This window comes from Halodesulfurarchaeum formicicum (assembly GCF_001886955.1).
Classification (GTDB): Archaea; Halobacteriota; Halobacteria; order Halobacteriales; family Halobacteriaceae; genus Halodesulfurarchaeum; species Halodesulfurarchaeum formicicum.
Map to the genome: position 1 here is coordinate 469,591 of NZ_CP016804.1, position 21,910 is coordinate 491,500.

Below are 21,910 nucleotides of genomic sequence, written 5' to 3' on the forward strand. Positions count from 1 at the left end.
GGCCCCCGCGTATTTAGATGTACGTCAGCACAACCCGATTCGCCCGTGCCCCGCGACGGGCCTACTCCTCGTCCGGTTCGATGACTTCCGGATCGGCCAGGGCCTCGCGGAGCGAATCCAGCCCGTTGACCCACTCGGTCACGAGGCCGTACTCGATCTCCTCGGTGACACCGATGTCCAGCGAGTCGCCGTCGATCAACTGGGTGCCGGCCGCGGAGGCATGGCCCAGGGCCGCGTCCAGATCCTCCTCGCCCTCCGCCGCGGCGGCGTGGCGGATGTGCTCCTCGACCGTTCCGTCCTCGACTGGCCCCTCGGCGACGAAGCGCTCGGCGCTGTAGAAGACCGCGACCAGACTGGTCTGGACGCCGTCGACGAGCATGAGGGTGTCCTCGTTCTCGATCTCCGGGTCCGAGAGGACGACATCGCGGATCTCCGCGAGTTCGCTCAACGTCTGCTCGCCATCGATCTCCTCGTCGGTGTAGGCGGTCAGGATCTTCGCGACCGCGATCGCCACGTCGTCCTGGAGGTTCAGGAGGAGTCGGGCGGACTCCTCGTCCTCCGGGTCGATGTCTTCTTCGCGCAGGCGATCCAGCCAGTTCTCCCAGCGTTCTTCGGAGTAGAACTCCGCGTCGGGGGCACTCATACCCGGACTGGAGAGCGCCCCGGATTAAGGCCTTTCCTTCGCCACCGAGCTGTGCTCGAACGCCGGGGCTTATGTGGTGGCCGCCGAACGCGGCCCTATGACCGAGACAGCGCCCAGTCCTGAGGCGGTAATCGAGCTCCCCGCACCCCAGACTGCGGGCTCCCAGTCGGTCGAATCGCCGCGCGCCGCTCACGGCGGGAGTTCCAGTCCGGGCCGATTGAGCTTGGCGACGTTTCTCAGCTGCTCTGGGCCGCGCAAGGCGAGACCGACGCGGACGGCCACCGCGCGGCTCCGAGTGCGGGTGCGACCTACCCCCTCGAAGTATTCTGTCTCGTTGCGAGGGATGGCGTTCCCGAACTCGATGCAGGGATCTATCGGTATCGGCCCGCGTCACACAGCCTCGTGCAGGTCGGGAGCGAACCGGTTCAGACCGAGCTTCGAGCCGCGTCCTACGACCAGGCGTGGGTCGAGGAGGCCCCAGTGGCACTACTTATCGCCGGTGTCGAAGAGCGGACGGCCCGGGAATACGGGGCCCGAGCGGGCGAACTCTACGTCCCGATGGAAGCCGGTCACGTCGGGGAGAACATCCACCTGCAAGTCGAATCACTCGGGCTCGCGACGGTCTCGGTGGGCGGCTTCGAGGACACAGCGGTCGCCGATGTCATGGGTTTCGAGGACGAGCGGCCGCTCGCGATCTACCCGATCGGCCAGCGGGCGGATTAATCCCGGTCGAGGGTCGCCCGCGTGTCGATTCCATAGACTGAGCGCGGCGTCTCGACGTGGGCGCGTTCGACAGCCTCCTCGTGGCCCTGTTCGAGCAACCAGTTCACCCGGCGCGGGACGGTCTTCGGCCCCATGACCATCCCCGGTCGATCGGGGTCATCAACGTAGTCTGTCTCCATGAGGAACGGCTCGCCGGCCGCCACGGCTTTTTCCAGGTAGGATTGCTGGCTCATCACGCTCGGTGTCACGCCCGTGAGCCGGCCGCTGCTGTAGTGTTTGACGACCCGTTTCGGTTCGAGCCCCCGATCGGTGGCCCAGTCGGCGACCGCCGTGAGGTCTTCGGTCTCTTCGGTGTGGAGCTGGACGGCCACGTCAGCGTCGGCGGCGACCTCCAGGGCGTGTTTGAGCACCGCGTTCGAGGCGTCCCAGACCGCCGGCTCGACGTCGTAGTGCGGTCGGCCCGACTTGATCGCGACGGCATCCCCCGAGGCAGCCAGCTCACCGGCCACGTCGATTCCGGCCATCATGAGGTCACGAGCCTCCGAGACGGCCAGCCCGCGGTCGTCGATCAGCCGGGAGATGAGTGCCGGGTGGACGCCGAGGACGGGCCAGGCGCGCCCCGGCAGCACCTCGCTTGCTTCGGCCACCAGCGAACGGGTCGTCTCGAAGACGGGCCGGAAGTCTGCACCAGTCTCCGGTTCAACATCGAGGTGCCAGGACGGCTTGTTACAGACGAGGAGATGGGTCCCGCCGCTCCGAACGAAGTCTTTCACGGCTTCGATGCCCTTTCCCGCCCGGTCGAGATGGAGGTGGTCGTCGAGCACTGGGGTCCCCAGATCGCGCATATCGGCTCCTGGGTACGGGACGGGAAAATCGTGCTGGTCAGTCGAGGACGACGGCTTCGGTCGCGGCCGAGACGAGCGCATCGGATCGCCCGTGAGTGCCGGGTGCGATCGCGAGCGTGGCGATGCCGGCGCGGTTGGCCAACTCGATCACGGGTTTGAAGTCGGTGTCCCGGGAGGCGATCGCGAGCACGTCTAGATCAGCGTCGTGTATCGCTGCCGTGGCATCGACGGCCAGTTTTACGTCCACGTCGCCGCTGGTGACGCGCACGTCGAACCCGTGAGCCTCGCCGGCCTGAATCAGGCCGGATGGGGCCTTCTGGTCGAGGTAGAGCCGTGTAATCCCCAGTGCGCCGCGTTCGCCGGCGGTCTCGCGGAGTTCGTCGAGGTCCACGTCGAACTCCTCACGGAGGACGTTCGGACCGTCGACGAACAGCCCGACCCGGGCCGTCGACCCGAGTCGGCTGGAGAGCCATCCCATACCCGCTCGTGGGCGGGACACGAATATATGGGCTCTGATCGCCCGCTCACCGGCTCCATCTTCCAGCAACCTTCCAGTATATAGGAAGGCATTAATTGCCGGCGCCTGTGAGTTTACCTCATGGCCCTGCGGACGCCACCGCTTCACGCGGTTCACGAAACGCGAGGCGCGTCGTTTACCGATTTCGGCGGCTGGGAGATGCCGGTCGAGTTCGACTCGATCAACGAAGAACACGAGGCCGTCAGGACGGCTGCCGGGATCTTCGACGTCTCGCATATGGGAGAGATCACGGTCACGGGGCCAGACGCGACCGAGTTGATGAATCGATTGACGACCAACGACGTTGCCGCCCTCGAACCGGGCGAGGCCCAGTACGCGGCCATCACCGACGAGGAGGGCATCATCATCGATGACACGGTAGTCTACCGACTCCCGGACTCCCTTCCCGAGGGGACCCCTGGAGCCGGTGCCGATTACCTCTTCATCCCGAATGCCGGCCACGACGCCCAGATGCACGAGCGATGGACCGCCCATCGCGAGCAATGGGATCTCGACGCCGACGTAACGAACCAGACCGACGAGTACGGCATCGTCGCCGTCCAGGGACCGGACGCCGAAGATCTGGTTGCCGCAGCGGCCGGCGAGGCGGCCCGGGACCTCGGCCGGTTCAGCGCCGAAGCGATGACAATCGCCGAGGTGCCGGCCTGGGTCGCCCGAACCGGGTACACCGGCGAGGACGGCTACGAGATCGTCGTCCCGATGGACGAAATGGAGCCCGTCTGGGCGGCCTTCGACTGTCAGCCCTGTGGGCTCGGAGCCCGGGACACGCTCCGACTCGAGTACGGACTCTTGCTCTCGGGCCAGGACTTCAACCCCGAGGAGAACCCGCGAACGCCCCTCGAAGCCGGGATCGGCTTCGCCGTCGACCTCGACACCGACTTCGTTGGTCGCGACGCACTCGCGGCCCAGCAGGAGTCCGGTGTCGAGCAGGTGTTTACCGGGTTCGTCTTGGAGGAACGCGGCGTCCCCCGACACGGCTACTCGATCACCGACGAGGACGGTGCGGAGATCGGTGCGGTGACCAGTGGGACGATGAGTCCCACGCTGCGGGAGCCGATCGGGCTGGGATACGTTGACGAAGGTCGGGCCGAGGACGGCGAGACAGTATTTATATCAATTCGGGACGAAGGAAAGCGAGCAGTCGTTCGAACACCCCCGTTCATAGGAGAAAACCAATGAGCTTTGACATACCCGAGAACCTGTACTACACCGAATCGCACGAGTGGGTCGACCCCGAGACCGGCAAGATCGGGATCACCGATTACGCCCAGGACGAACTTGGCGACATCGTCTTCGTCGAGTTCCCCGGCGTCGGTGATCACCTCGAGACCGACGACGAACTCGGCGTCGTAGAGAGTATCAAGGCCGTCTCCGACATTTACGCGCCGGTCAGCGGCGAGGTAACCGCCGTCAACGAGGCCCTCGAAGGGGAGCCAGAACTCCTCAACGACGATCCGTACGGTGAGGGCTGGCTCGTCGAGCTCGATCTCGACTCCACAGACGAGGTCGAATCGCTTCTGACACCCGAAGAATACGAGTCCCAGCTGTAATGTCAGGAAGTCCGTACGCGCCAAATACCGAGACGGACACGTCGGAGATGCTGGACGCGGTCGGGGTATCAGACGTCGAGGAGCTGTTCGACATTCCGGAGCCGGTCCGGTTCGACGGTGAGTTCGACATCGAGTCCCGGTCCGAGCCGGCGGTCCTCAATATGGTCTCGGACATGCTCGGGAACAACGACGACATGACCGAGTTCCTCGGTCGTGGGTACTACGATCACTACGTCCCCTCGGTCGTCGACCGCCTCAGCCTGCGCTCGGAGTTTCTGACCTCCTACACGCAGTACCAGCCGGAGGTCACCCAGGGCTTCCTGCAGGCACTCTTCGAGTACCAGTCGATCCTCGTGGAACTCACGGGGCTCCCGGTCGCGAACGCCTCGATGTACGACGCCGCGAGTGGATTGGCCGAGGCTGCCCTGCTGGCCTCCCGCATCCGGGACGCCGACGGGACCGACGTGCTGGTCCCCGAGTACGTCCGCGAAGAGCGGGTTTCGGTCCTGGAGAACTACGTCGCCGGTCACGACATCCACGTGAAGCGAGTCGGGACCGCAGACGGCACCCTGGACATCGATGCGCTTACTGCGGCCGTCGACGAGGACACCCTGATGGTCTACGCGGAGTCCCCGACCACCCGCGGAACTATCGAGGAACACCTCGCCGAGATCGGCGAGATCGCCCACGAGAACGACGCCATGTTCACCGTGGCGAGCGACCCAGTCGCCATGTCCATCCTGGAGGCGCCGGGCGATCTCGGCGCTGACGTGGTCGTGGGTGATGCCGTGCTGGGGATGCCAAACGCCTACGGCATGGGCCTGGGCATCTTTGCCACCCGGGACGACTACCTGCGACACGTTCCCGGTCGCCTGATCGGGATCGGCGAGGACCAGGACGGCAAGCGGGCGTTCACGCTCACCCTCCAGACCCGCGAACAGCACATTCGCCGCGAGCGGGCAACGAGTAACATCTGTACGAACCAGGCCTGGGTCGCGCTCCGAACTGCCATCCACGCGGCCTCCCTCGGGCCCGACGGGCTCGTGGACCTGGCCGAACAGATGGTCGAGTTGCCCCGCGACCTGGCCGCCCAGCTCGATGCCCTGCCGGGAATCGAGGCCCCGATTCACGACCGCCATCACTTCCGCGAGTTCGTCGCCCGAACCGAGGCTCCCGCCTCGGAGATCGTTGCGGCCCTCGAGGACGAAGGCTTCGCGGTGCAGGCAGTCGACGATCACGAACTCCAGTTTACCGTGACCGAAACCAACGAACACGCAGTCGATGATCTAATCGCCGCCGTCGAGGAGGTGGTCGCCTGATGCGACACTACGATCAGGCCCGCTTCCACGACGACGAGGGCCCGGAGTACGAACCGCTGCTCTCCGAGAAGTTCGGAACCGAGCAGGCCGTCGAGGACACTCCGTTGCCCGACGAGCTGACACGGGACTCACTGGAACTTCCGGCCCCAGCCGAGCCGGAACTCTCCCGGCACTACGTCCGGCTCTCCCAGCAGAACTACGCCATCGAGACGGGACCCTACCCGCTTGGCTCCTGTACGATGAAGTTCAACCCGCCGTTCACCGAGGACGTGGCGGCGGACCCCAACGGGATGGTCCACCCCGACAGACCCGGGGAGACCATCCAGGGGAACCTGGAACTGCTCTACACCCTCCAGGAGTACCTCGCGGAGATCGGCGGCATGGATGCCGTGACCCTCCAGCCGCCCGCCGGGGCCGCTGGGGAGTTCACCGGCAACCGCATCGCCGCCGCCTACCACGAGGCAAACGGCGAGGGTCACCGAAGCGAGGTCGTCGTTCCGGACACGGCTCACGGAACGAACCCCGCGAGCGCCGCGATGGCCGGCTACGACGTGGTCGAGATTCCGAGCGGCGAGGATGGCCGGGTCGACCTCGACGCGCTGGAGGCTGCAGTCGGGGACGACACCGCGCTGTTCATGCTCACGAACCCCAACACCCTGGGGCTGTTCGAGCGTGACATCGAGGACATCGCCGAAATCGTCCACGAGGCCGGCGGCCTGGTCTACTACGACGGGGCGAACCTCAACGCGCTCCTCGGCCGGGCCCGACCGGGCGACATGGGCTATGACATCATGCACTACAACGTGCACAAGACCTTCGCCACGCCACACGGTGGCGGCGGTCCGGGGGCCGGCCCCGTGGGTGTCGTCGACGAACTCACCGAGTTCCTCCCGACCCCACAGGTTCGCGAGCAGGACGGCGGCGAGGGCTACGAACTGTTCGAGCCGGCACAGACTATCGGCAAAGTTCACAACTACCAGGGGAACTGGCTGGTCCTGATCAAGGCCATGGCCTACATCGCCCGCCTGGGCGACGAGGGGCTGTGCGCGACGAGCGCGAACGCCGTGCTCAACGCCAACTACCTGGCGACTCAGATCGACCTGGACATTCCCTTCGAGCCGTTCCACCACGAGTTCGTGGCCAGTGCCGGCGACCTGGACGCCTCGGACATGGCAAAGCGGATGCTTGACTTCGGCGTCCACCCACCGACGACAAAGTGGCCGGAGATCGTCTCGCAGGCCCTGATGACCGAACCGACCGAGGGCGAGAGTAAAGAGACACTCGACCTCCTCGCGGAGGCGTTCAAGGCGGCGAAGCGTTCCGACGAGGAGGCACTCTCGAGTGCACCCCATCGGACGACGGCCCGCCGGATCGACCAGGCGGACGCCGCACGCAACCCGCGGCTCTCCTGGCAGGCCCTCGACGAGAACTAGGGCTCCACCGGGTCGTCCGCATCGGCGGGCTCTAGAAGGTGTTCTTCGCCCCACTCACGCATCGCTTGCAACATCGGTTCGAGTGCCGCTCCGCGGTCGGTCGGTGCGTACTCGACCCGGACGGGTTTCTCCGAGACGACGTTTCGCTCGACGATCCCGTAGGTCTCTAGTTCATCGAGGGTATCGGAGAGTACCTTGCTCGAGATCCCGCCGGCCTCGGCCTGGAGCGCGTTGAATCCCAGCGGGCCGTGGACCAGTAGTCGATGCACGACGACCGGGTGCCACTTCTTGCAGAAGAGAATGGCAGTCGCCTGGATCGGACACCAGTCCTCGCCCTCACACGCGACGGCAATCCCGCGCTCGCTCATACCACAGCAACGACCGGCCCGTACTTAAGAGAGGGGAGTTTCAGGCCTGGGCGCTCGCGGTGTCGACGTCTTCGCCGATCAGGACCATCTCGTAGCCACACTCCTCACACCACCACTTCGTCTTCTTGCCGAGGTGCATCTGGTTGCTCGCCATGAGCGAGAACGACCGCTCTTCGCCACACTCCGGACAGTAGTGTTCGATCTCCATCGTACCGACTCTGTGTGCCCCGCCACATTGAAAATACTGATTTCCTGCGGGTCGAACCCGCGACCCGGACCGGGTGCCGAACACATTTACCCGGGTAGGGCCTTCTGGAGAGTATGACGATTACGCTATACGCACTCGACGGCTGTCCCGCCTGTGAACGGGTCATGGAGACCCTCGACGCAAACGAGATCGAGTACGAGGTCCACTGGGTTGATGCCCTGTTCTCCGAGCGGGACGAGGTCAAGGCGGTGAGTGAGCAGCGTGGGGTTCCCGTACTCGAGGACGACGACCGTTCGGTCGTCATGGCCAACACGGACCGGATCATCGAGTACGTCGAGACGACGCTTGCATGACGGTCTACACCGGGCGGGGTGACGAGGGACAAACCGATCTCTTCGACGGGTCACGAGTGGCAAAGACCAATTTGCGGGTGCAAGCCTACGGGACGGTCGACGAACTCAACGCCCTGGTCGGGATGGTACGCCCAACCGGTTACGCTGATATCGACGAGCGCCTGGAAAGGGTACAGAACCAGCTACACATTCTGCAGGCCGTGCTCGCGAACCCCGAAACAGGAGGCGAACCGGCGATCGACGATTCGCACGTCCAGACATTGGAGTCGTGGATCGACGACATCGAAGCGGAACTCGAGCCCCAGCAGGAGTTCATTCTTCCCGGGGGCGGAGCGGCCGGATCGCGGTTACATCACGCCAGGACAGTCTGTCGACGGGCTGAACGGCAGGTTATGGCTTTGACCGAGGCCGAGGACGTCGAACAGGCACCGCTCGTGTACCTCAACCGACTTTCGGATCTGCTCTTCGTGACGGCGCGGCTGGCGAACAAGCGGGACGGTGTGGACGAGGTCCACCCCACCTATTGAACCCGAATCGACAACGCTTAAGAGCGTCCTGTCACTAGAGCAAGTCAGCGGGTCGGTGGTCTAGTCAGGCTATGACGGCTCCTTCACACGGAGCAGGCCGGCGGTTCGAATCCGCCCCGACCCATTCTTCGCAACTCACACCGGCGAGGGACGCTTGTGTCCCGAGACGTGTGATTGCTCGTAAAGGGATCAGCGGATTCGAGCCCTATCACGAGCGAGCTTGCGAGCGAAGTGATTTCGGTTCGAATCCGCCCCGACCCATCCACCGTTTGCTGCGCCTCGCTCCGCTCGGCTTGCTGAATCTGTCGCGCAGGAGCAAAGCTCCTGCTGGATGTCGTCAGAAGCGCTGCTTCTGACTGCAAGCCAGACCGCAGAGCGGTCTGGCACTGCCACGAAGCTTCGCTTCGTGAGCAGACCAAAAGCCTTCGTCACCCCCTTCGGGGGTTTTTGCCCGAGCGCTTCGCGCTCCGGGAAAAATCAGGTCCGCCTGCCCGCATGGCCCGTTTCGACGTGTTACGGTGATCGAAGACGATCCGCGATCTCCTCGACCCTTCGATAGTCCCGCTCCGAGTAGGCGATCACACGAACCTCTCTCAGCGACGTGGGCTCGTAGGACCAGACTTCTCCACAGACGAGTTCCGCGCCGCGTTCGAAGTCGAAGCCAGCCGCCCCGGTACCAAGAACGGGGAGCACGAGTGTTTCACACCCCAGTTCGTCGGCGGCTTCGAGGGCGTTTCGCGTCGCCTCACGAATGCTCTGGGGAGTCGCACGACCGTCTCCGTAGTGGGGCATCGCCGCGGCGTGGATTACGTACCCGGCATCGAGGTCGTAGGCGTCTGTCACGGCCACTGCACCCAGCTCGACCGGCCCCTTCGAGATGGCTTCCTCGTTGATCGGGCCGTTTGCTTCCCGTCTGAGTGCGCCAGCGACACCGCTGCCCATCCGGAGACTCGTCCCGGCTGCATTCACCAATGCGTCTGCTTCCTGGGCCGCGATGTCGCCCTGGACGACTGAAAACTGCATTCTCTGGTGTGGGGTACCGTTCGGCGACAATATAGAAGTACCAGGCCCCAGAATCGGTGGCCCATGCCCAATCGATGTTCCTTCTCGCTTGTTCTTTCGGACCGGCTCTCCCGGGCCGCCGATGGCAATTCGGGGGCCTCAACGCTCCCAACCGACGAGGACGGTGTCTGGCGCTGTCCACGGATTGTCCGGGCTGACCGGGAATCCGAACGGTGTGTGATTCACGATCCGGCGGCCGCAGACGAAGCCGTTACGCGTGAAATCGTCGGCGCCATCGAAGGGACTGTCGATCCGACCGAGCGAATCAGTGCTGCCTACCCCGAAGAACCACGAAAAGCGGTTACACGCTGTCTCGGTCTCGATGTGGGGCAAATCGATCTTCGCCGCCGCCGACTCTCGGCTGATGGAACATACCCGCTTGATCTTCGGGGCTCGAACATCGACGGCTTGTACCTGGACGAATCCGAGTTGCCAGTCCCGATCAGACTCGATTCGGCTACGGTGGGGCAACTTTCGGCGACGAGGCTGCAGATTGTTGGTGGCATCCAAGGTTCGAACTGCACCGTGCAAGGAGCCGTTGACCTCTCGAAGAGCGACATCGGGGGTCACCTCAATTTCCGCCAATCTCAGATTCAGGGCGCAGTAAATCTCGACCAGGCTACCATCGACGGCCGATTCGACTTCGCCTTTGGGGGCTCCGAGGGAGCGATTCGGGCCGAAAACACCAGCTTTGTCGGCCGATTTTCCCTCAAAGAAGCCACCGTGTCCGAGGTCCGGGCTGACAAACTCGACGTGACTGGTTCTGACCCCGACAGCGAGTATCCAGGACTCCAGTTTCGTGGGCTGACGACGACTGGCGGGGTGAGCATTCAGAGTGCCTTCTGTGATGGCCATCTGATCGGGTACGACATGGATATCGGCGGCCGGTTCGACGCCACCGACGCGACCATCGAGGAAGGGGTCTACTTCGGCGTCGAAGACGGAACCGAACTTCAGGAAGCCCAGTTCCACGGCGGCCTCGACTTTTCGAATGCCTTTGTCGGTGGGTCGTTCAAATTCGTGGGCCGAGAGCGGTTCGGTACCGATCCCGTCGTCGGGCAGTTCCTCGACTTCTCCGGTGGGACCTTCGGCCGCCTCGACATCGCCCCCCGGATCGGCGGTCTCGGACCGCCAGTCGTCAATTTGGGGCAAAGCGAGGTCAAGCGCGGCCGACTCGACCAACCCCAGGCGGAGGGACCTGTCTATTACGACCTCGCGGAGGCAACACTTGGGGAGGTGACACTCTCGGGGGACGGCGAGTCGGTCGCGAACTACTTCTGGTTCGATCGAACGACCTTCGACCGCTTTCAGTTCAGCGAGAGTCGTGAGGACTTCGCCCAGAAGGACTGGTCCCTGCATCGGGTGCCCGAGCACGTGAAATCCCAGATCGCGGTGGCCCGTGAATATCCCACGGCGCTCGAACTGGCGATCGATATTGGAACCATTTGTCGAGTCCAAGCCGAGACCCGGAGGTGGCTGGCTGAAGAATCGGAGGGTCCAGAGATAGAGTCGCTCGCCGAGCAGGTCCTTTCGGAGCTGTCCGAGGGCCAGATACGACGGCTCGCCAGGAACGGGCCGGAGTCGGCAGACCTCCTTGGACCAGCACTGTACGCTCGTGAGCGATACCGTGTCGGGGTTCTCACGCTCCTGGCACGTGAACTCGAAGGGCGAGAGACCGTACTAGAATCGCTTCTGCCGTCGGCCCACACGGAGCTGCAGCAGGTCGCGAGCGCGACGGGGACTGGAGAGCCATCGACGATTTCTGACTCGACCGACGCCCTGGCTGCTGCGTTCGCTCGCGAACTCGGCTCAGGAACTGATATCACGCCCGAAATTCCCCAGATCGAAACGACCTATATCATGGCCCGGAAGGGGGCCGACGACGTCGGCGACAGCATTGCGGCGGCCAACTTCTTCATCAACGAATTGCGAGCACGGCGAAAACGCCATCGACAGCACTTGCTCGACGCCGAAACACCGGTGAGTCGGCTCAAAGCTCTGGGGGACTGGTTCTGGAACGCGTCCTTCGATCTGATCTCGGGGTATGGCGAACGGCCGCGACGAGTTCTGGGCACGGCTGTCGGATCGGTGCTGGGATTTACCGGGCTCTACTGGTGGTTGGGTTCCCAGCGCCCCGGCTACTCGGAGATCTATGGCGGGTTCGTCGGGTCGCTGTTGCTCAGCCTGGAATCGTTCACGTCACTGGTCCTCGGCGGCGCAGAAGTAAATCCCGTGGCAATCCGGCTGCTGGCCGACATCGAGGGGTTCATCGGTGCGTTCCTGATCGCGTTGTTGGTGTTTACCCTGACTCGGTCGCTACACCGATGATCGCTCGGGCACGGGCCGTGGCTTCGCGCGAAAGTCGTCCGCGATCAGGTCCCGCTGACAGCGAATACAGCCGCCCGCGAGTAACTCCCCTCGGACCTTCGCATCCACGAGTACCGTCAGCCCACACCCGGGGCAGACGACTCGAAAGGGGGTGAACATCGGCGTTGTTTCTGTAGCTGTCTCGTGATTCATCGGTGTTTACAGACGGGGGATTGACCGGGTTTCAGTCCGAGTCGGCCCTGATCAACTCCCGAGTCGCCGACGCCACTGCGGCGTAAAACGGCTCTCGGGTCGCTTCCTCGACTCGTTCCGTGAACGACGGCAGCCAGGTCCGGAGGTGTTCCTCGGCGAAGTCGTCGAAAGCTGCCTCGTCCTGGGCGCTCAGGAGTCCGGCGAACTCCAGCTCGACTGCGACGTGATCCGGCAACTCGGCGTAGGCGTCCGCGGTGAGGCCGTGCGCCGCGTAGTACTCCTCGACCGACCCCGTCGAGGTCCCCATCACGAGTCCGAACTCCTGATCCGGTTCGGCGTCACGGTAGACACTCTCGTAGGGGGGACATGGGTGGTCCCCCGGCCCATCGAACAGTCGGGAGTACTCGACCGAGAGGGCCTGTCCTGCCGGCCGCTCGGGGAGTTCGTCCGCGAACAGGCCCGCGTCGATCGCATCCATGACACCCTCGTCGGGATGTCGCCAGCAGGCCGCGAGCACGGCGTACTGTTCGTCGACCGGCGTCGATGTTGGGTCAGTCGGTGGTGACGTGGCGGCCATCACTTCTCGGTCCCTCCATCTGTCATGGTCGGCTCACGCACGGATTGTGACTGGACCGGAACGATCCTGAGCCCAAGCGTCACGATGAGCGCACCGAAGGCCATCAACCCCGCAGCGACGACGATTTCGATCAGTGTGGGGGTGTACACGCCAGTGACTGCCCAGACGGTCGAGCCCAGGCCACCGTAATCACCGACGGACACACCGGGTGCGAGCGAGATGTTCACGCTCTCATAGCCCACGAAGATCAAGCGGACACCTTCGAAGACCACGCCAAACACGGCGAGGCCCCCAGCCACGAGCACGGCCCAGGCCTGCTTTCGCAGCGACGGGATCGCCAGCAGGGCGATCGGGATCGCGCCGCCGACGACCGTCCAGAGCCAGAAGTAGGACGTGTCGCCGATCAGGAACCCGCTCGTGATGGCCCAGAACTCGAAGTTCGAGGCCCACGCGTGGGGGAGCCGCTCGGCCGCCAGCAGGTAGACGACGTGGATCGCGAGAAACACGCCGAGGAACTTGCCCAGCCGGGTTCGGAGCTCCGCGTCGAACTCGAAGTTCGTGAGCCGATCCGCAGCGATTGCAGCCACGAGGAGCAGGCCGAGCCCGGAAACGAGAGCCTTCGCGATGAAGGTCGGCGCGACGAGCGGACTGAACCAGTCACCACGACCCATCTGGGTCGCGAAGATCCAGCCCGTGACCGAGTGCAGCATCACCGCCAGGGGCAACGCGAACGCCGCGCTCCAGAACGCCAGCTTTCGATCGCGCTTGCGCCCGGCGATGGTGTCTTTGACGCCCAGTGCCAGCGAGGAGCCGCGGGCTGCGAGGTCACGGCGGGTCAACAGCCACAGGTACCCGACGTTGAACAGGCCGTACAGGAGGACGATCGTGAAGTCCCAGACCATCGGCGACCGGACGTCCGGCGACGTGATGAACTGGTAGATCCGGCCCGGCCGACCGAGGTCGGGGAGGATCATCAGACCGGCCACCGCGATACAGCCCAGGCTCAACAGCACGCCGAACCGCGCCAGACTCTCGTACTTATCGGAGTGGAAGAACTTCGGCGCGCTGGAGATGATCAATCCGCCCGCAGAGAGACCAACGAAGAGCACGAACAGCATAATGTACAGACCCCAGGAGAACACGTTTCGCATGCCGGTGGCTGCCAGACCCAGCTGGATCTGCTGGAACCAGGCCACTGCGCCACCGAGGATCAGGAGCCCGAGGAATCCAAGCCAGACCTTGCCAAGCGTGCCGAAGCTGTCGACGGCGAGGATGCCGCCCCGGTCGGCGCTGGTGTCAGCGGCCATCAGTCGTCACCTCCAGCGGCCGATTCCGGCACGTGCGGGGTGGGTCTGAGACCCGCTTCTTCGCGTTCGGCCGGGCTCAGTTCCGACTCCATCTTGTCCGAGATCTGGGGGCGACCCGGACTCATCTCGCCTTTGATGTAGTACGTGCTCGGGTCGGTCTCCCGATCCTCCAGGAGCTGGTGAGTGTCGTACTTCTTGATGTACTTCGAGACGGTGCTGTTGGGGTCCTCCAGGTCCCCGAAGATCCGTGCGTCGGAGGGACAGTTGACGACACAGGCCGGATCGAGGCCCTCCTCGACGCGGTGGGAACAGAACGTACACTTCTCGACGACTCCCTGTGGGCGGGCTTCGACATCGCCAGTCCCCTCTTTGGGGACGTGTTCCGGTTCGTCCCAGTTGAAGACCCGCGCGTTGTACGGGCAGGCCGCCATGCAGTAGCGACAGCCGATACACTTGTCGTAGTCGATCTCGACGATTCCGTCCTCGCGGATGTACGTCGCGTTGACCGGACAGACCTTGACACAGGGAGCGTTCTCACAGTGCTGGCACGCCGTCGGCTGATAATTCATGCTGAGGGTGCCATCCTGGCCGTGCTCCGGGTAGCCTCCCTCCGGCGTGTCCAGGTGGTCCCCACCTTCGGTGAGAACCCGGTTCCAGAACTGGCCGAGGCCGACGTTGTTCTCTTGCTTGCAGGTCACTGCACAGGCCTGACAGCCGATGCAGCGCTCCTGGTCGATGACCAGTCCGTATCGTGTCATTGGCGATCACCCGTGCGTTCGGGGACCCCCGTCGGATTCTCGGTGTACATGTTCGTCTCGATGTCATCCGGTGCGGGCTCGACCTCGACGCGGACGTCGTAGAACGCGAAGTTCCCGGTCACGGGACTCACGTCCGTGTGCGTCAGGTCGTTGTGGTGGCCCCGCACGAAGTCGTCGGTGTACCAGCCCTGATCGGTGTTCACCAGACCTGGCTGGATCGCATCGTTGACCTTCGCCCGGACGACCATTTCGCCGCGTTCGTTGTGAACACGGACGTACTGCCCGTGTTCGATGCCGCGCTCGGCGGCGTCTTTCGGGTTGATGTCCAGCTGGGGTTCCGGGTTGAGCTCCCGGAGCCAGGGCTGGTACTCGAACTGGGAGTGAATGCGCCACTTCGAGTGTTTCTGCATGAAGGTGAGCGGGTACTCGTCCGCCCCCTCCCAGTCTTCTGCCGTTCGACTCTCCACGGGTCGGGGGACCTCCAGGGAGATCCCTTCCTCACTGGGGGCGTCCTCGTCGTAGATCTCGAGGCGACCGGAGTCCGTGTTGAACTCGCCGGTGTACTTCACCACGGGGACCGGCTTTTCGACCGTGCCCTGGGACTTGAGTGTCTCGTAATCGACGTGTTCGTCGGCCTCGAGCATCGATTCGAGCTCCTCGGGCTTCGTGTCGTGGAAGTACTCGCCGAACCCGAGTTTCCTCGCCAGCCGGCTGTTGATCCAGAAGTCAGAGCGCGCTTCCCAGAGTGGGTCGTGGGCCTTCTCCCGGTACATGACGTGGGGATGCGTGCTCGGTGACGTCGCGCCCACCTTCTCGAACCAGTGGGCCGCGGGCAGGATGAGGTCCGCGTGCTGGGTCGTCGGCGTGTGGTGCATGTCCGAGACCGCGATGAGGTCGAGATTCTTGACGGCCTCGAGCCACCGCTGTCTGTCCGGGAGCTGGTTCGCGATGAAGTTCGACTCCTGGGCGAACAGGACCTTGATCTGGAACGGATCGCCCGATTCCATCCCGGTGAGGATCTTCGTCTGGCGGATGAACTCGTAGCCGGGGCTGCCCTCCGGGGCGCTGTAATCGCCGAAGTCCGCGGCGGCACCGTTGAAATACCCGCCCTGGAACGAGCCGCTGCGACCGTAGTCTCCGGTCAGCGCGACGAGGACCGCGTATGCCTGGCCGAAGATGTGGCCGTACTTGTACCGGTCCACGCCGAGGCCAGGAACGACCCCGCCAGGCCCGCGGGTCGCGAGCCAATCGGCAGCTTTGCGGATGTTCCCCGCTTCGACGCCGACCGTCTCTTCGATGTCTTCCGGGACGTAGTTCGCCGCCTCTTCTTCGAGTGCGTCGAGCGCGACTCGGCCGGTCGTTTCGCCGACCGAGAACTCGCCGGTGAGTGCATAGGCGCCCTCGGTCTCGGGCTCCAGAATCTCGACACGCTCGGTTTCCGTATTGTAGGCGACTGGCTTGTCCTCGTCACTGCCCGGGAGGACATCGGCGGCTTTCAGCAGGGTGCCGTCGGGGCCGACGAGTGCGGGTCCGAGCGTGCGCTTGCGGAGAAAGGCCGCGTCGTAGAGTTCGTTCTCGAAGATGTGATGAATCATCCCGAGGGCCAGGTGAACGTCTTTGCCCGGCTTGACCGGGAGCCACAGGTCGGCTTTTGCGGCCGTCCCGGTGTAGACGGGGTCGACGACGACCAGTTTGCCGCCGTTCTCGATGGCGTCCAGCATCTTCGAGGAGTCCTGCTGGAGCCGACTCGCGAAGATGTCCCCGCCCCAGGCGATGATCGTATTGGCGTTCTTCAGATCGGAGGCCTGGTTGGTCGGCACGTTGAACCACCCAGCGCCGCCGACCCGCCGGAAGCCCTGGCCGACGTTGATGTCGATGGACCAGTCCATCCGTGTCCCACCGAAAAGCGAGGCGAGTCGGGCCTGGTGGTCACTGGCGGTCCCGTAATCACCGGAGCCGGACTCGAAATAGACACTTTCGGAGCCGTACTCCGCTTTGGCAGCCTCCATCTGGTCTGCCATAATGGTGAGTGCCTCGTCCCAGGAGATGCGCTCGAACTCGGCGTCCTCACCCCGCCCGTCGACGTTCGGGTCGTCCGCGGACCAGCCGGTGCGCTTCATCGGATACTTGAGCCGGGTCGGGTTGTAGATGCGCTGGGCATGTGAGAGCCCGAGCGTGCACCCGCGTTTGTACTCCCGGTTCTCCGGGATCCCCGGCTCCGTCTTCTGCACGCGACCGTCCCTGACGTGGACCTCGATCGGGCAGCGACCCCGGCAGTTCGGGGCACAGGAGTTCGGGATGACCTCGTCCTCGCCGACGTAATCGGTGAAGACACCAGATTCATCATCGGCCGCCTCGCTCAGGGAGACGAGTCCGCCACCACCGATACCGAGCGCCGCGGCAGCCGCCCCCGTCGAACGGAGGACGGTCCGCCGCGAGACGTTCGTCTCGGCGGGATTCTCGCTCATTGCCCATCACCTGTCGGTCGCTCGTCGACGCCGAACTCGTCGATGACGGCCTCGTGATGGCGGTCGTGGAAGGTCGCTTCGTCCAGGTCACCGTTCGCGACTGCGATCGCGTCCCGGGCCAGTTCGCGGCCGAGTTCCGTGTCGAAATCACTCCCCTCGAGGATCTTCGTCGCTTCGTCCTGGTTCAACTCGAATGCGGTGTCGTCTGCGGGATCGGTTCCCGGTGGATCGGTTTGTGTATTCATAGTATTTGATATTTGGTCGATAGGTCGTCACGTCTCGTCTGTCTCGTTCGGTCCGAACTCCGCCGCGTCGCTGCCGAAGACCTGCCTGACTTTCGTCCGATACTTCGCGTTGAACGCGTCATCGCTGAGCTCGCCCTTCGAGACCCGGAGTGCATCCCGGGCCATCTCCTGGCCGAGTGCCACGACTTCCGGTTCCTGGTCGTCCCCGTCCAGAATCGCTTTGATGCGGTCCTCCCAGTCCGTTCCATCCGGGAGGAGCGGGGCGTCCTCGAGATTTGGTGGACCGCTCACAGTTCATGACCCAGGTTACTCTATTCGGGAAGGGTCCAACCAGATTCTCCTCAATAGTTGCGAGTTTATATACGGGGCAATAAATAAAAGATTGCTACAACTACAGGTCAGCTTCTCGGATTGAGAACTTATCCCAAGGTCTTCGAGACGATGTTCGTCAGGATGGTCGCCTCGATGCGGGAGAGACGTCGGGACACGCCGGATTTACTCACGCCGAGTTTCTCGGCCAGTTCGGCCAGCGAGATACCCCGTGGATCGTCGTAGTAGCCTTCGGTGACCGCGAGTTCGAGGGTGTCCCGCTGGGTTTCACTCAGATCGGTGAGGTCGAAGGTGAGTCCGTCTTCGCTATCCGCTTGCGAGCAGTCCACGATGCGAAGCAGACTCACGCTTCGGGCGTTCTCGCGCAGGTCCTCGATCAACTCGCCCAGGACCGTCCGATTCGGGAGATAGGTGGTGATCCGCGAGCGGTCGCCTGCCGTCGGTTCGATCTTTGGCACACAGCCGTGGGCCGCAAAGATCGAACACGCACACGTGCGGGAGACCTGTTCTGTCACGTGAACCGGGTCCTCGTTTGCCTCCCCGCGGATGTCGCAGTGACACTGGCCCAGGTGGTCACGAATCACGTTGACTGCCGTGACCGATTCTGGAAGGTCCCGAGCCGGACAGGACTCGGCCATCGATACCTCTAACTCGACGAAGAGCTGTCGTCGATCCCGTGTCTGAGCGGTCGGCGGGTCACAGTCCACGGGTTGATCGGTGTCGCCGGCTGTCTCTGGCATGAGTATTTTCGCTTGGCTGCTGGCTCGACGGTCGGTACTTCAAACGAGGGGCTTGACAACGAAAAGTCACTCCATTGTTATCAGTATCGCTTAATAACTCCATAACCGCTCCCAGTCAGCGGGTTATACTGATGGGTTATAATATTTAGAATCTGATTGGTAGCTATCTGGTGGCGATTGACAGGTTCCAGAGTTTGAGTTAGTAGGGGAAAATTCGATGGACTGTCACACTTGTGGATGCACCTGGGGGACATTTTTGAACACTGGTCGAACCGTCATTTGTGCCGATAACCCACGTGACAATCCCACACCGACACGCCGTTGTCATCGGGGGGACACCCGGGTGCTTGTTCCGTCGCTCCCAGATCACACAATTTTCCGGGCGAAAACGCGTGCCTCGCTCAGGATCGCCTCGATTTCACGCCCAGCAGCACGGCGAGGAATGTGGCGAGAAATGCGAATCCAGCAATGACGACGAAAAACGACCTCGTGGAATACGACCCGAGCAACACCCCGCCGAGCGCGATCCCGAGCGCGCCGATACCGAACTCACCGAGGTACGTAACCCCATACGAGAGCCCACGGGTCGCCGCGGGCGTGTGGACGGCCACCGCCACCTGGTACATCGGCTGGACGAAAAAGAGAAAAAATCCGAGCAACGCACTCACGAGCAACAGTGGGGCGAACCCGACGCCTGCGACCGGGACGAAGAGGAGACTGAACAGTCCGAGGAGGGCAAACCCCCCGGTCAATCCAGTCTCGACGGCGATCCGATCGGAGAGCGTTCCGCCGACCCACTGGCCGGCGATGCCGACGACGAGCAACCCCACGAAGATGTAGTCCCCGACGTTGACTCCGACGAGGGCGTCGGTAATCGTGAGTGCTGGCATGGCCGACAGCTCCCGGAGGATCCGTGGCAAATAGGCGGTGACACCACGGTAGAAGAGGCCATCGAAGACGACGATCGCCAGCACGATGGGGAAAAGCGAGTGCAGCAGTTCGCGGCCCCGCATGATGAGTGGTGTTTCGTCCCGTTCGTCAGCCGCAGCTTCTGCCGGCTCGTCCACCGCGGCAGTCGGGTCGAAATCGATCGAGAGGCCGTACATGAATGCGGCGACCCCTGGTAGTGCGAGCAGCCCGGCGACCACTCGCCACTCGAAGACGAGCAGGAGCGTCGCGGCGACGAAGGGCCCGAGAGCGGTGCCGAGGTTTCCGGCCATCCCGTGATAGGCGAAGATAGTACCGCGGCTGGCGGCCCCGGTGCTGATCAGGGACATCCCTGCCGGATGATAAACGCCGGCGAACAGACCCCAGACGGCTAGCGCGAGTCCCACCCCGTAGATCGACGGTGCGAGAGCGAGCGCGCCAAACCCGAGGGACATGCCCGCGATACTTCCCAGAAGGACGACGCCCGGCCCGTAGCGGTCCGAAAGCATGCCACCGGGCAAGGCCGCGATGCCGATCGGCGCAAACCCGATTGCGACGATCAGCCCGGCCACCTCGACGCCCGTGGGAAAGGAATCGATCCAGACGACCAGCAAAATCGGGATCGCCATCTCGAAGTAGTGAAACAGGCCGTGGCCGAGCATGGTGAGGGCCGCGATGGAGCGGTCGTTTTCCCGCTCGGGGGACGCGGTTGTCGTGGACACGGCTACGCCGAGTTCATCATCGCCTGGGGAGAAAAACGGTCCGGCTCGATTCGGACTCGATGCAAACGGCTTTTGGGCCTGCTCCGCCGGGTTGACGTATGGCGATCGAATCCGGCGACACCGTCAGAATCGAGTACACCGGCCGTCTCGAGGACGGAACGGTCTTCGACACGTCCCGGCGGGCCGTGGCCGAGGAACACGACCTGGTCGAGGAGGACCGGGAGTACGACCCGCTGGAGGCCGCGGTCGGGACGGGCCAGTTCATCGAGGGGTTGGACGAGGCCCTGCTGGGGATGGAGGCAGGCGAATCCGCCACTGTCACGGTCCCGCCTGCGGAAGCCTACGGCGAGTGGGAGGAGAGCCGGGTCCGCGAGTACGAGATCGACGAACTCAGCGCCCAGCTCGGCGATCAGCTCCCCGAGGCCGGGGCCTACATCCAGACCCCGGACGGGTCGGTCGCGGAGATCCGCTCGGTCGAGGAGGACGTGGTCCGTGTCGACTTCAACCATCGGCTGGCGGGCGAAACCCTGGAGTTCGAGATCGAGGTCCTCGCCGTCGAGTGACCGTTCGGCTACCTTTTTCGGGCTCGCGAGGGTGTAGGTGGTATGGACAGTGCCGACTTTGCGGACCGACTGCGTGCCGGCGAGAAACTCGTGGGGGCCTGGTCGATGTTGAGCGAGCCGGTCGCCGCGGAAGTGCTCGCTGACGAGGGCCTCGACTTTCTCGTGCTAGACGGGGAGCACTCCGAGAACACGGTCGGTGATCTCGCCGATCTGACCCGGGCGGTCGACGCCGTCGAGTCCGAGACGGTCCCGGTGATTCGAGCTCCCAGTTCCGACCGGGCGGCGATCCGTCGCTTGCTCGATCTGGGTCCGGCCGGGATCGTGATCCCGCAGATCGAATCTGTCTCGGAGGCCAGGGCGGCCGTTCGAGCGACCCAGTACCCCCCTGCGGGCAATCGGGGCGTCGCCGGCGGTCGGGCTGCAGGGTACGGGAGCGACCTGGCAGCCTCCGTCGAGAACGCCAATCGAACTGTCGCGACCATTCTCCAGATCGAGACGACGGGGGCCCTGTCGGGCCTGGGAGAAATCGTCGCCCTCGACGGCCTCGACGCCATGTTCGTCGGGCCGGCGGATCTCTCCGCGCAACTTGGTGTGTTCGGGGACTTCGAGTCCGAGCGCTTCCGAGCGGCCCTCGATCGCATCGTCTCGGAAGCGAACGCGGCCGATCTGCCAGTTGGCACCCTCGCGACCAGTCCCGAGTCGGTCCGTCGGCGGTTCGATGACTGGGAGATGGATTTCCTCGTCGCCGGGACGGACATCGGCTTTCTGCGGGCGGGCGTTTCCGATTACCAGGGGGCCGTCGAGTCGGCGGCCGCCGAGTCGCCGTAGCGGGTCGCGACCCAGTCGATGATCGGCCCGTAGACGAGGCCGGCGAAGAAACTCGGCCAGTCCCGGAACTCGCTCGTGAACGCGATGGCCGCCGTCACCACGAGTCCCAGTAGCAGGCCTCTGAGGAGGACGTTGTACCGCGATTCGACGAGGACGAGTCCGCCGGCGAGCCCGATCACGAGCCCCATCACGACCCGGTTGTACCACATCGCGAAGAGGAACAGTTCGTTGCCCGCAAAACCGATCCGGGTCCCCACCCCGACAATGCAGAAGAGCCCAAGAAACGCTCCCGTGAGCACGCCGATCGCGAGTCGTCGTTGATTCATGTTTCGAGATCTATCGGCATGCCAATAAAT

The 21,910-nt window shown here is 63.9% G+C and carries 26 protein-coding genes and 1 tRNA gene; 11 read left to right on the plus strand and 16 right to left on the minus strand.

Annotated features, from left to right (window positions below; all coding sequences use genetic code 11):
- Positions 1 to 61: 61 nt before the first annotated feature.
- Positions 62 to 643 (minus strand): DUF2150 family protein, encoded by a 582-nt coding sequence (locus tag HSR6_RS02385; RefSeq protein ID WP_070364446.1) that lies wholly within the window; start codon positions 641 to 643, stop codon positions 62 to 64.
- A 174-nt stretch (positions 644 to 817) separates the two neighbouring features.
- On the opposite strand from HSR6_RS02385, the gene HSR6_RS10765 reads away from it, so the two are divergent.
- Entirely contained in the window at positions 818 to 1,366 is a 549-nt protein-coding gene (locus HSR6_RS10765) for a SagB/ThcOx family dehydrogenase (RefSeq protein WP_083426082.1), read from the plus strand.
- Here HSR6_RS10765 and HSR6_RS02395 read toward each other — a convergent pair.
- Both HSR6_RS02395 and HSR6_RS02400 read right to left on the minus strand, forming a co-directional pair.
- Positions 1,363 to 2,211: a TatD family hydrolase gene (locus tag HSR6_RS02395; protein WP_071932693.1), complete on the minus strand. Its 849-nt coding sequence runs from the start codon at positions 2,209 to 2,211 to the stop codon at positions 1,363 to 1,365. The two genes, HSR6_RS10765 and HSR6_RS02395, sit on opposite strands and share 4 nt — an antisense overlap.
- Positions 2,212 to 2,248: 37 nt before the next feature.
- On the minus strand, positions 2,249 to 2,689 hold the full coding sequence (locus HSR6_RS02400; RefSeq protein ID WP_070364449.1) for an NYN domain-containing protein: 441 nt from the start codon (positions 2,687 to 2,689) through the stop codon (positions 2,249 to 2,251).
- A gap of 120 nt (positions 2,690 to 2,809) precedes the next feature.
- Between HSR6_RS02400 and gcvT the strand changes: the two genes are divergently transcribed.
- From gcvT to gcvPB, 4 genes are read left to right on the plus strand one after another with little or no spacing between them, the layout of a single operon-like run.
- Positions 2,810 to 3,928: a glycine cleavage system aminomethyltransferase GcvT gene (gene gcvT / locus HSR6_RS02405; RefSeq protein ID WP_070364450.1), complete on the plus strand. Its 1,119-nt coding sequence runs from the start codon at positions 2,810 to 2,812 to the stop codon at positions 3,926 to 3,928.
- Positions 3,925 to 4,299, plus strand: a complete 375-nt coding sequence (gene gcvH / locus HSR6_RS02410; RefSeq protein ID WP_070364451.1) for a glycine cleavage system protein GcvH — start codon at positions 3,925 to 3,927, stop codon at positions 4,297 to 4,299. The genes gcvT and gcvH overlap by 4 nt, the downstream gene beginning before the upstream one ends.
- Positions 4,299 to 5,618 (plus strand): aminomethyl-transferring glycine dehydrogenase subunit GcvPA, encoded by a 1,320-nt coding sequence (gene gcvPA, locus HSR6_RS02415; protein ID WP_071932694.1) that lies wholly within the window; start codon positions 4,299 to 4,301, stop codon positions 5,616 to 5,618. Before gcvH ends, gcvPA begins: the two co-directional genes overlap by 1 nt.
- Complete coding sequence (gene gcvPB, locus HSR6_RS02420; protein WP_071932695.1) at positions 5,618 to 7,051, plus strand: aminomethyl-transferring glycine dehydrogenase subunit GcvPB; 1,434 nt, start codon at positions 5,618 to 5,620, stop codon at positions 7,049 to 7,051. The genes gcvPA and gcvPB overlap by 1 nt, the downstream gene beginning before the upstream one ends.
- Here the strand turns inward: gcvPB and HSR6_RS02425 are convergent.
- Both HSR6_RS02425 and HSR6_RS11070 read right to left on the minus strand, forming a co-directional pair.
- Complete coding sequence (locus tag HSR6_RS02425; RefSeq protein ID WP_070364454.1) at positions 7,048 to 7,419, minus strand: winged helix-turn-helix transcriptional regulator; 372 nt, start codon at positions 7,417 to 7,419, stop codon at positions 7,048 to 7,050. The genes gcvPB and HSR6_RS02425 overlap by 4 nt on opposite strands.
- 40 nt (positions 7,420 to 7,459) lie before the next feature.
- Positions 7,460 to 7,627: a DUF7838 family putative zinc beta-ribbon protein gene (locus tag HSR6_RS11070; RefSeq protein WP_198400427.1), complete on the minus strand. Its 168-nt coding sequence runs from the start codon at positions 7,625 to 7,627 to the stop codon at positions 7,460 to 7,462.
- 113 nt (positions 7,628 to 7,740) lie between these two features.
- Here HSR6_RS11070 and HSR6_RS02430 point away from each other — a divergent pair, with 113 nt between their 5' ends.
- The 3 genes from HSR6_RS02430 to HSR6_RS02440 all read left to right on the plus strand — a co-directional run bounded on the left by HSR6_RS02430 (position 7,741) and on the right by HSR6_RS02440 (position 8,631).
- Complete coding sequence (locus tag HSR6_RS02430; RefSeq protein ID WP_070364455.1) at positions 7,741 to 7,980, plus strand: glutaredoxin family protein; 240 nt, start codon at positions 7,741 to 7,743, stop codon at positions 7,978 to 7,980.
- Positions 7,977 to 8,507 carry a cob(I)yrinic acid a,c-diamide adenosyltransferase gene (locus HSR6_RS02435; RefSeq protein WP_070364456.1) on the plus strand — a complete coding sequence of 177 codons (531 nt, stop codon included), beginning with the start codon at positions 7,977 to 7,979 and terminating at the stop codon, positions 8,505 to 8,507. Before HSR6_RS02430 ends, HSR6_RS02435 begins: the two co-directional genes overlap by 4 nt.
- 49 nt (positions 8,508 to 8,556) lie before the next feature.
- Positions 8,557 to 8,631 (plus strand) — tRNA-Val (locus HSR6_RS02440).
- Positions 8,632 to 9,020: 389 nt separating this feature from the next.
- Here HSR6_RS02440 and HSR6_RS02445 read toward each other — a convergent pair.
- Positions 9,021 to 9,530 (minus strand): macro domain-containing protein, encoded by a 510-nt coding sequence (locus HSR6_RS02445; protein ID WP_071932696.1) that lies wholly within the window; start codon positions 9,528 to 9,530, stop codon positions 9,021 to 9,023.
- 63 nt (positions 9,531 to 9,593) lie between these two features.
- On the opposite strand from HSR6_RS02445, the gene HSR6_RS02450 reads away from it, so the two are divergent.
- Positions 9,594 to 11,897 carry a hypothetical protein gene (locus HSR6_RS02450; protein ID WP_071932697.1) on the plus strand — a complete coding sequence of 768 codons (2,304 nt, stop codon included), beginning with the start codon at positions 9,594 to 9,596 and terminating at the stop codon, positions 11,895 to 11,897.
- Here HSR6_RS02450 and HSR6_RS11445 read toward each other — a convergent pair.
- The 9 genes from HSR6_RS11445 to HSR6_RS02490 all read right to left on the minus strand — a co-directional run bounded on the left by HSR6_RS11445 (position 11,886) and on the right by HSR6_RS02490 (position 20,163).
- Positions 11,886 to 12,089 (minus strand): DUF7560 family zinc ribbon protein, encoded by a 204-nt coding sequence (locus HSR6_RS11445; protein ID WP_449271675.1) that lies wholly within the window; start codon positions 12,087 to 12,089, stop codon positions 11,886 to 11,888. The two genes, HSR6_RS02450 and HSR6_RS11445, sit on opposite strands and share 12 nt — an antisense overlap.
- 31 nt (positions 12,090 to 12,120) lie before the next feature.
- Positions 12,121 to 12,666, minus strand: a complete 546-nt coding sequence (locus HSR6_RS02455; protein ID WP_071932698.1) for a TorD/DmsD family molecular chaperone — start codon at positions 12,664 to 12,666, stop codon at positions 12,121 to 12,123.
- Positions 12,666 to 13,973 carry an NrfD/PsrC family molybdoenzyme membrane anchor subunit gene (gene nrfD / locus HSR6_RS02460; protein ID WP_070364460.1) on the minus strand — a complete coding sequence of 436 codons (1,308 nt, stop codon included), beginning with the start codon at positions 13,971 to 13,973 and terminating at the stop codon, positions 12,666 to 12,668. The genes HSR6_RS02455 and nrfD overlap by 1 nt, the downstream gene beginning before the upstream one ends.
- Positions 13,973 to 14,731 carry a sulfate reduction electron transfer complex DsrMKJOP subunit DsrO gene (gene dsrO / locus HSR6_RS02465; protein ID WP_070364461.1) on the minus strand — a complete coding sequence of 253 codons (759 nt, stop codon included), beginning with the start codon at positions 14,729 to 14,731 and terminating at the stop codon, positions 13,973 to 13,975. Before dsrO ends, nrfD begins: the two co-directional genes overlap by 1 nt.
- Positions 14,728 to 17,199, minus strand: coding sequence for a molybdopterin-containing oxidoreductase family protein (locus HSR6_RS02470; protein WP_071932699.1), 2,472 nt, complete (start codon positions 17,197 to 17,199; stop codon positions 14,728 to 14,730). The genes dsrO and HSR6_RS02470 overlap by 4 nt, the downstream gene beginning before the upstream one ends.
- Entirely contained in the window at positions 17,196 to 17,444 is a 249-nt protein-coding gene (locus tag HSR6_RS02475; RefSeq protein WP_083258796.1) for a 4Fe-4S ferredoxin N-terminal domain-containing protein, read from the minus strand. The genes HSR6_RS02470 and HSR6_RS02475 overlap by 4 nt, the downstream gene beginning before the upstream one ends.
- Before the next feature lie 27 nt (positions 17,445 to 17,471).
- Positions 17,472 to 17,735 (minus strand): 4Fe-4S ferredoxin N-terminal domain-containing protein, encoded by a 264-nt coding sequence (locus tag HSR6_RS02480; protein ID WP_070364463.1) that lies wholly within the window; start codon positions 17,733 to 17,735, stop codon positions 17,472 to 17,474.
- Between the two features lie 128 nt (positions 17,736 to 17,863).
- Positions 17,864 to 18,514: a helix-turn-helix domain-containing protein gene (locus tag HSR6_RS02485; RefSeq protein WP_071932700.1), complete on the minus strand. Its 651-nt coding sequence runs from the start codon at positions 18,512 to 18,514 to the stop codon at positions 17,864 to 17,866.
- 401 nt (positions 18,515 to 18,915) lie between these two features.
- Positions 18,916 to 20,163: an MFS transporter gene (locus tag HSR6_RS02490; protein ID WP_199399069.1), complete on the minus strand. Its 1,248-nt coding sequence runs from the start codon at positions 20,161 to 20,163 to the stop codon at positions 18,916 to 18,918.
- 98 nt (positions 20,164 to 20,261) lie between these two features.
- Between HSR6_RS02490 and HSR6_RS02495 the strand changes: the two genes are divergently transcribed.
- Both HSR6_RS02495 and HSR6_RS02500 read left to right on the plus strand, forming a co-directional pair.
- Entirely contained in the window at positions 20,262 to 20,726 is a 465-nt protein-coding gene (locus tag HSR6_RS02495; protein WP_070364465.1) for an FKBP-type peptidyl-prolyl cis-trans isomerase, read from the plus strand.
- Between the two features lie 42 nt (positions 20,727 to 20,768).
- Positions 20,769 to 21,554 (plus strand): HpcH/HpaI aldolase family protein, encoded by a 786-nt coding sequence (locus HSR6_RS02500; protein WP_071932701.1) that lies wholly within the window; start codon positions 20,769 to 20,771, stop codon positions 21,552 to 21,554.
- Here the strand turns inward: HSR6_RS02500 and HSR6_RS02505 are convergent.
- Positions 21,512 to 21,880: a hypothetical protein gene (locus HSR6_RS02505; RefSeq protein ID WP_070364467.1), complete on the minus strand. Its 369-nt coding sequence runs from the start codon at positions 21,878 to 21,880 to the stop codon at positions 21,512 to 21,514. The genes HSR6_RS02500 and HSR6_RS02505 overlap by 43 nt on opposite strands.
- Positions 21,881 to 21,910: the final 30 nt, after the last annotated feature.

Bases quoted from the DNA above. Each gene is read 5' to 3' on its own strand.
- HSR6_RS02485 (WP_071932700.1), bottom strand. From the start codon at position 18,514: ATGCCAGAGACAGCCGGCGACACCGATCAACCCGTGGACTGTGACCCG.
- HSR6_RS02430 (WP_070364455.1), top strand. From the start codon at position 7,741: ATGACGATTACGCTATACGCACTCGACGGCTGTCCCGCCTGTGAACGG.
- HSR6_RS02500 (WP_071932701.1), top strand. From the start codon at position 20,769: ATGGACAGTGCCGACTTTGCGGACCGACTGCGTGCCGGCGAGAAACTC.
- HSR6_RS02385 (WP_070364446.1), bottom strand. From the start codon at position 643: ATGAGTGCCCCCGACGCGGAGTTCTACTCCGAAGAACGCTGGGAGAAC.
- HSR6_RS02425 (WP_070364454.1), bottom strand. From the start codon at position 7,419: ATGAGCGAGCGCGGGATTGCCGTCGCGTGTGAGGGCGAGGACTGGTGT.
- HSR6_RS02495 (WP_070364465.1), top strand. From the start codon at position 20,262: ATGGCGATCGAATCCGGCGACACCGTCAGAATCGAGTACACCGGCCGT.
- HSR6_RS02435 (WP_070364456.1), top strand. From the start codon at position 7,977: ATGACGGTCTACACCGGGCGGGGTGACGAGGGACAAACCGATCTCTTC.
- HSR6_RS11070 (WP_198400427.1), bottom strand. From the start codon at position 7,627: ATGGAGATCGAACACTACTGTCCGGAGTGTGGCGAAGAGCGGTCGTTC.
- HSR6_RS02400 (WP_070364449.1), bottom strand. From the start codon at position 2,689: ATGGGATGGCTCTCCAGCCGACTCGGGTCGACGGCCCGGGTCGGGCTG.
- HSR6_RS02470 (WP_071932699.1), bottom strand. From the start codon at position 17,199: ATGAGCGAGAATCCCGCCGAGACGAACGTCTCGCGGCGGACCGTCCTC.
- gcvT (WP_070364450.1), top strand. From the start codon at position 2,810: ATGGCCCTGCGGACGCCACCGCTTCACGCGGTTCACGAAACGCGAGGC.
- HSR6_RS02475 (WP_083258796.1), bottom strand. From the start codon at position 17,444: ATGAATACACAAACCGATCCACCGGGAACCGATCCCGCAGACGACACC.
- HSR6_RS11445 (WP_449271675.1), bottom strand. From the start codon at position 12,089: ATGAATCACGAGACAGCTACAGAAACAACGCCGATGTTCACCCCCTTT.
- HSR6_RS02445 (WP_071932696.1), bottom strand. From the start codon at position 9,530: ATGCAGTTTTCAGTCGTCCAGGGCGACATCGCGGCCCAGGAAGCAGAC.
- HSR6_RS02505 (WP_070364467.1), bottom strand. From the start codon at position 21,880: ATGAATCAACGACGACTCGCGATCGGCGTGCTCACGGGAGCGTTTCTT.
- nrfD (WP_070364460.1), bottom strand. From the start codon at position 13,973: ATGGCCGCTGACACCAGCGCCGACCGGGGCGGCATCCTCGCCGTCGAC.
- gcvPA (WP_071932694.1), top strand. From the start codon at position 4,299: ATGTCAGGAAGTCCGTACGCGCCAAATACCGAGACGGACACGTCGGAG.
- HSR6_RS02450 (WP_071932697.1), top strand. From the start codon at position 9,594: ATGCCCAATCGATGTTCCTTCTCGCTTGTTCTTTCGGACCGGCTCTCC.
- gcvH (WP_070364451.1), top strand. From the start codon at position 3,925: ATGAGCTTTGACATACCCGAGAACCTGTACTACACCGAATCGCACGAG.
- HSR6_RS02455 (WP_071932698.1), bottom strand. From the start codon at position 12,666: ATGGCCGCCACGTCACCACCGACTGACCCAACATCGACGCCGGTCGAC.
- dsrO (WP_070364461.1), bottom strand. From the start codon at position 14,731: ATGACACGATACGGACTGGTCATCGACCAGGAGCGCTGCATCGGCTGT.
- gcvPB (WP_071932695.1), top strand. From the start codon at position 5,618: ATGCGACACTACGATCAGGCCCGCTTCCACGACGACGAGGGCCCGGAG.
- HSR6_RS02395 (WP_071932693.1), bottom strand. From the start codon at position 2,211: ATGCGCGATCTGGGGACCCCAGTGCTCGACGACCACCTCCATCTCGAC.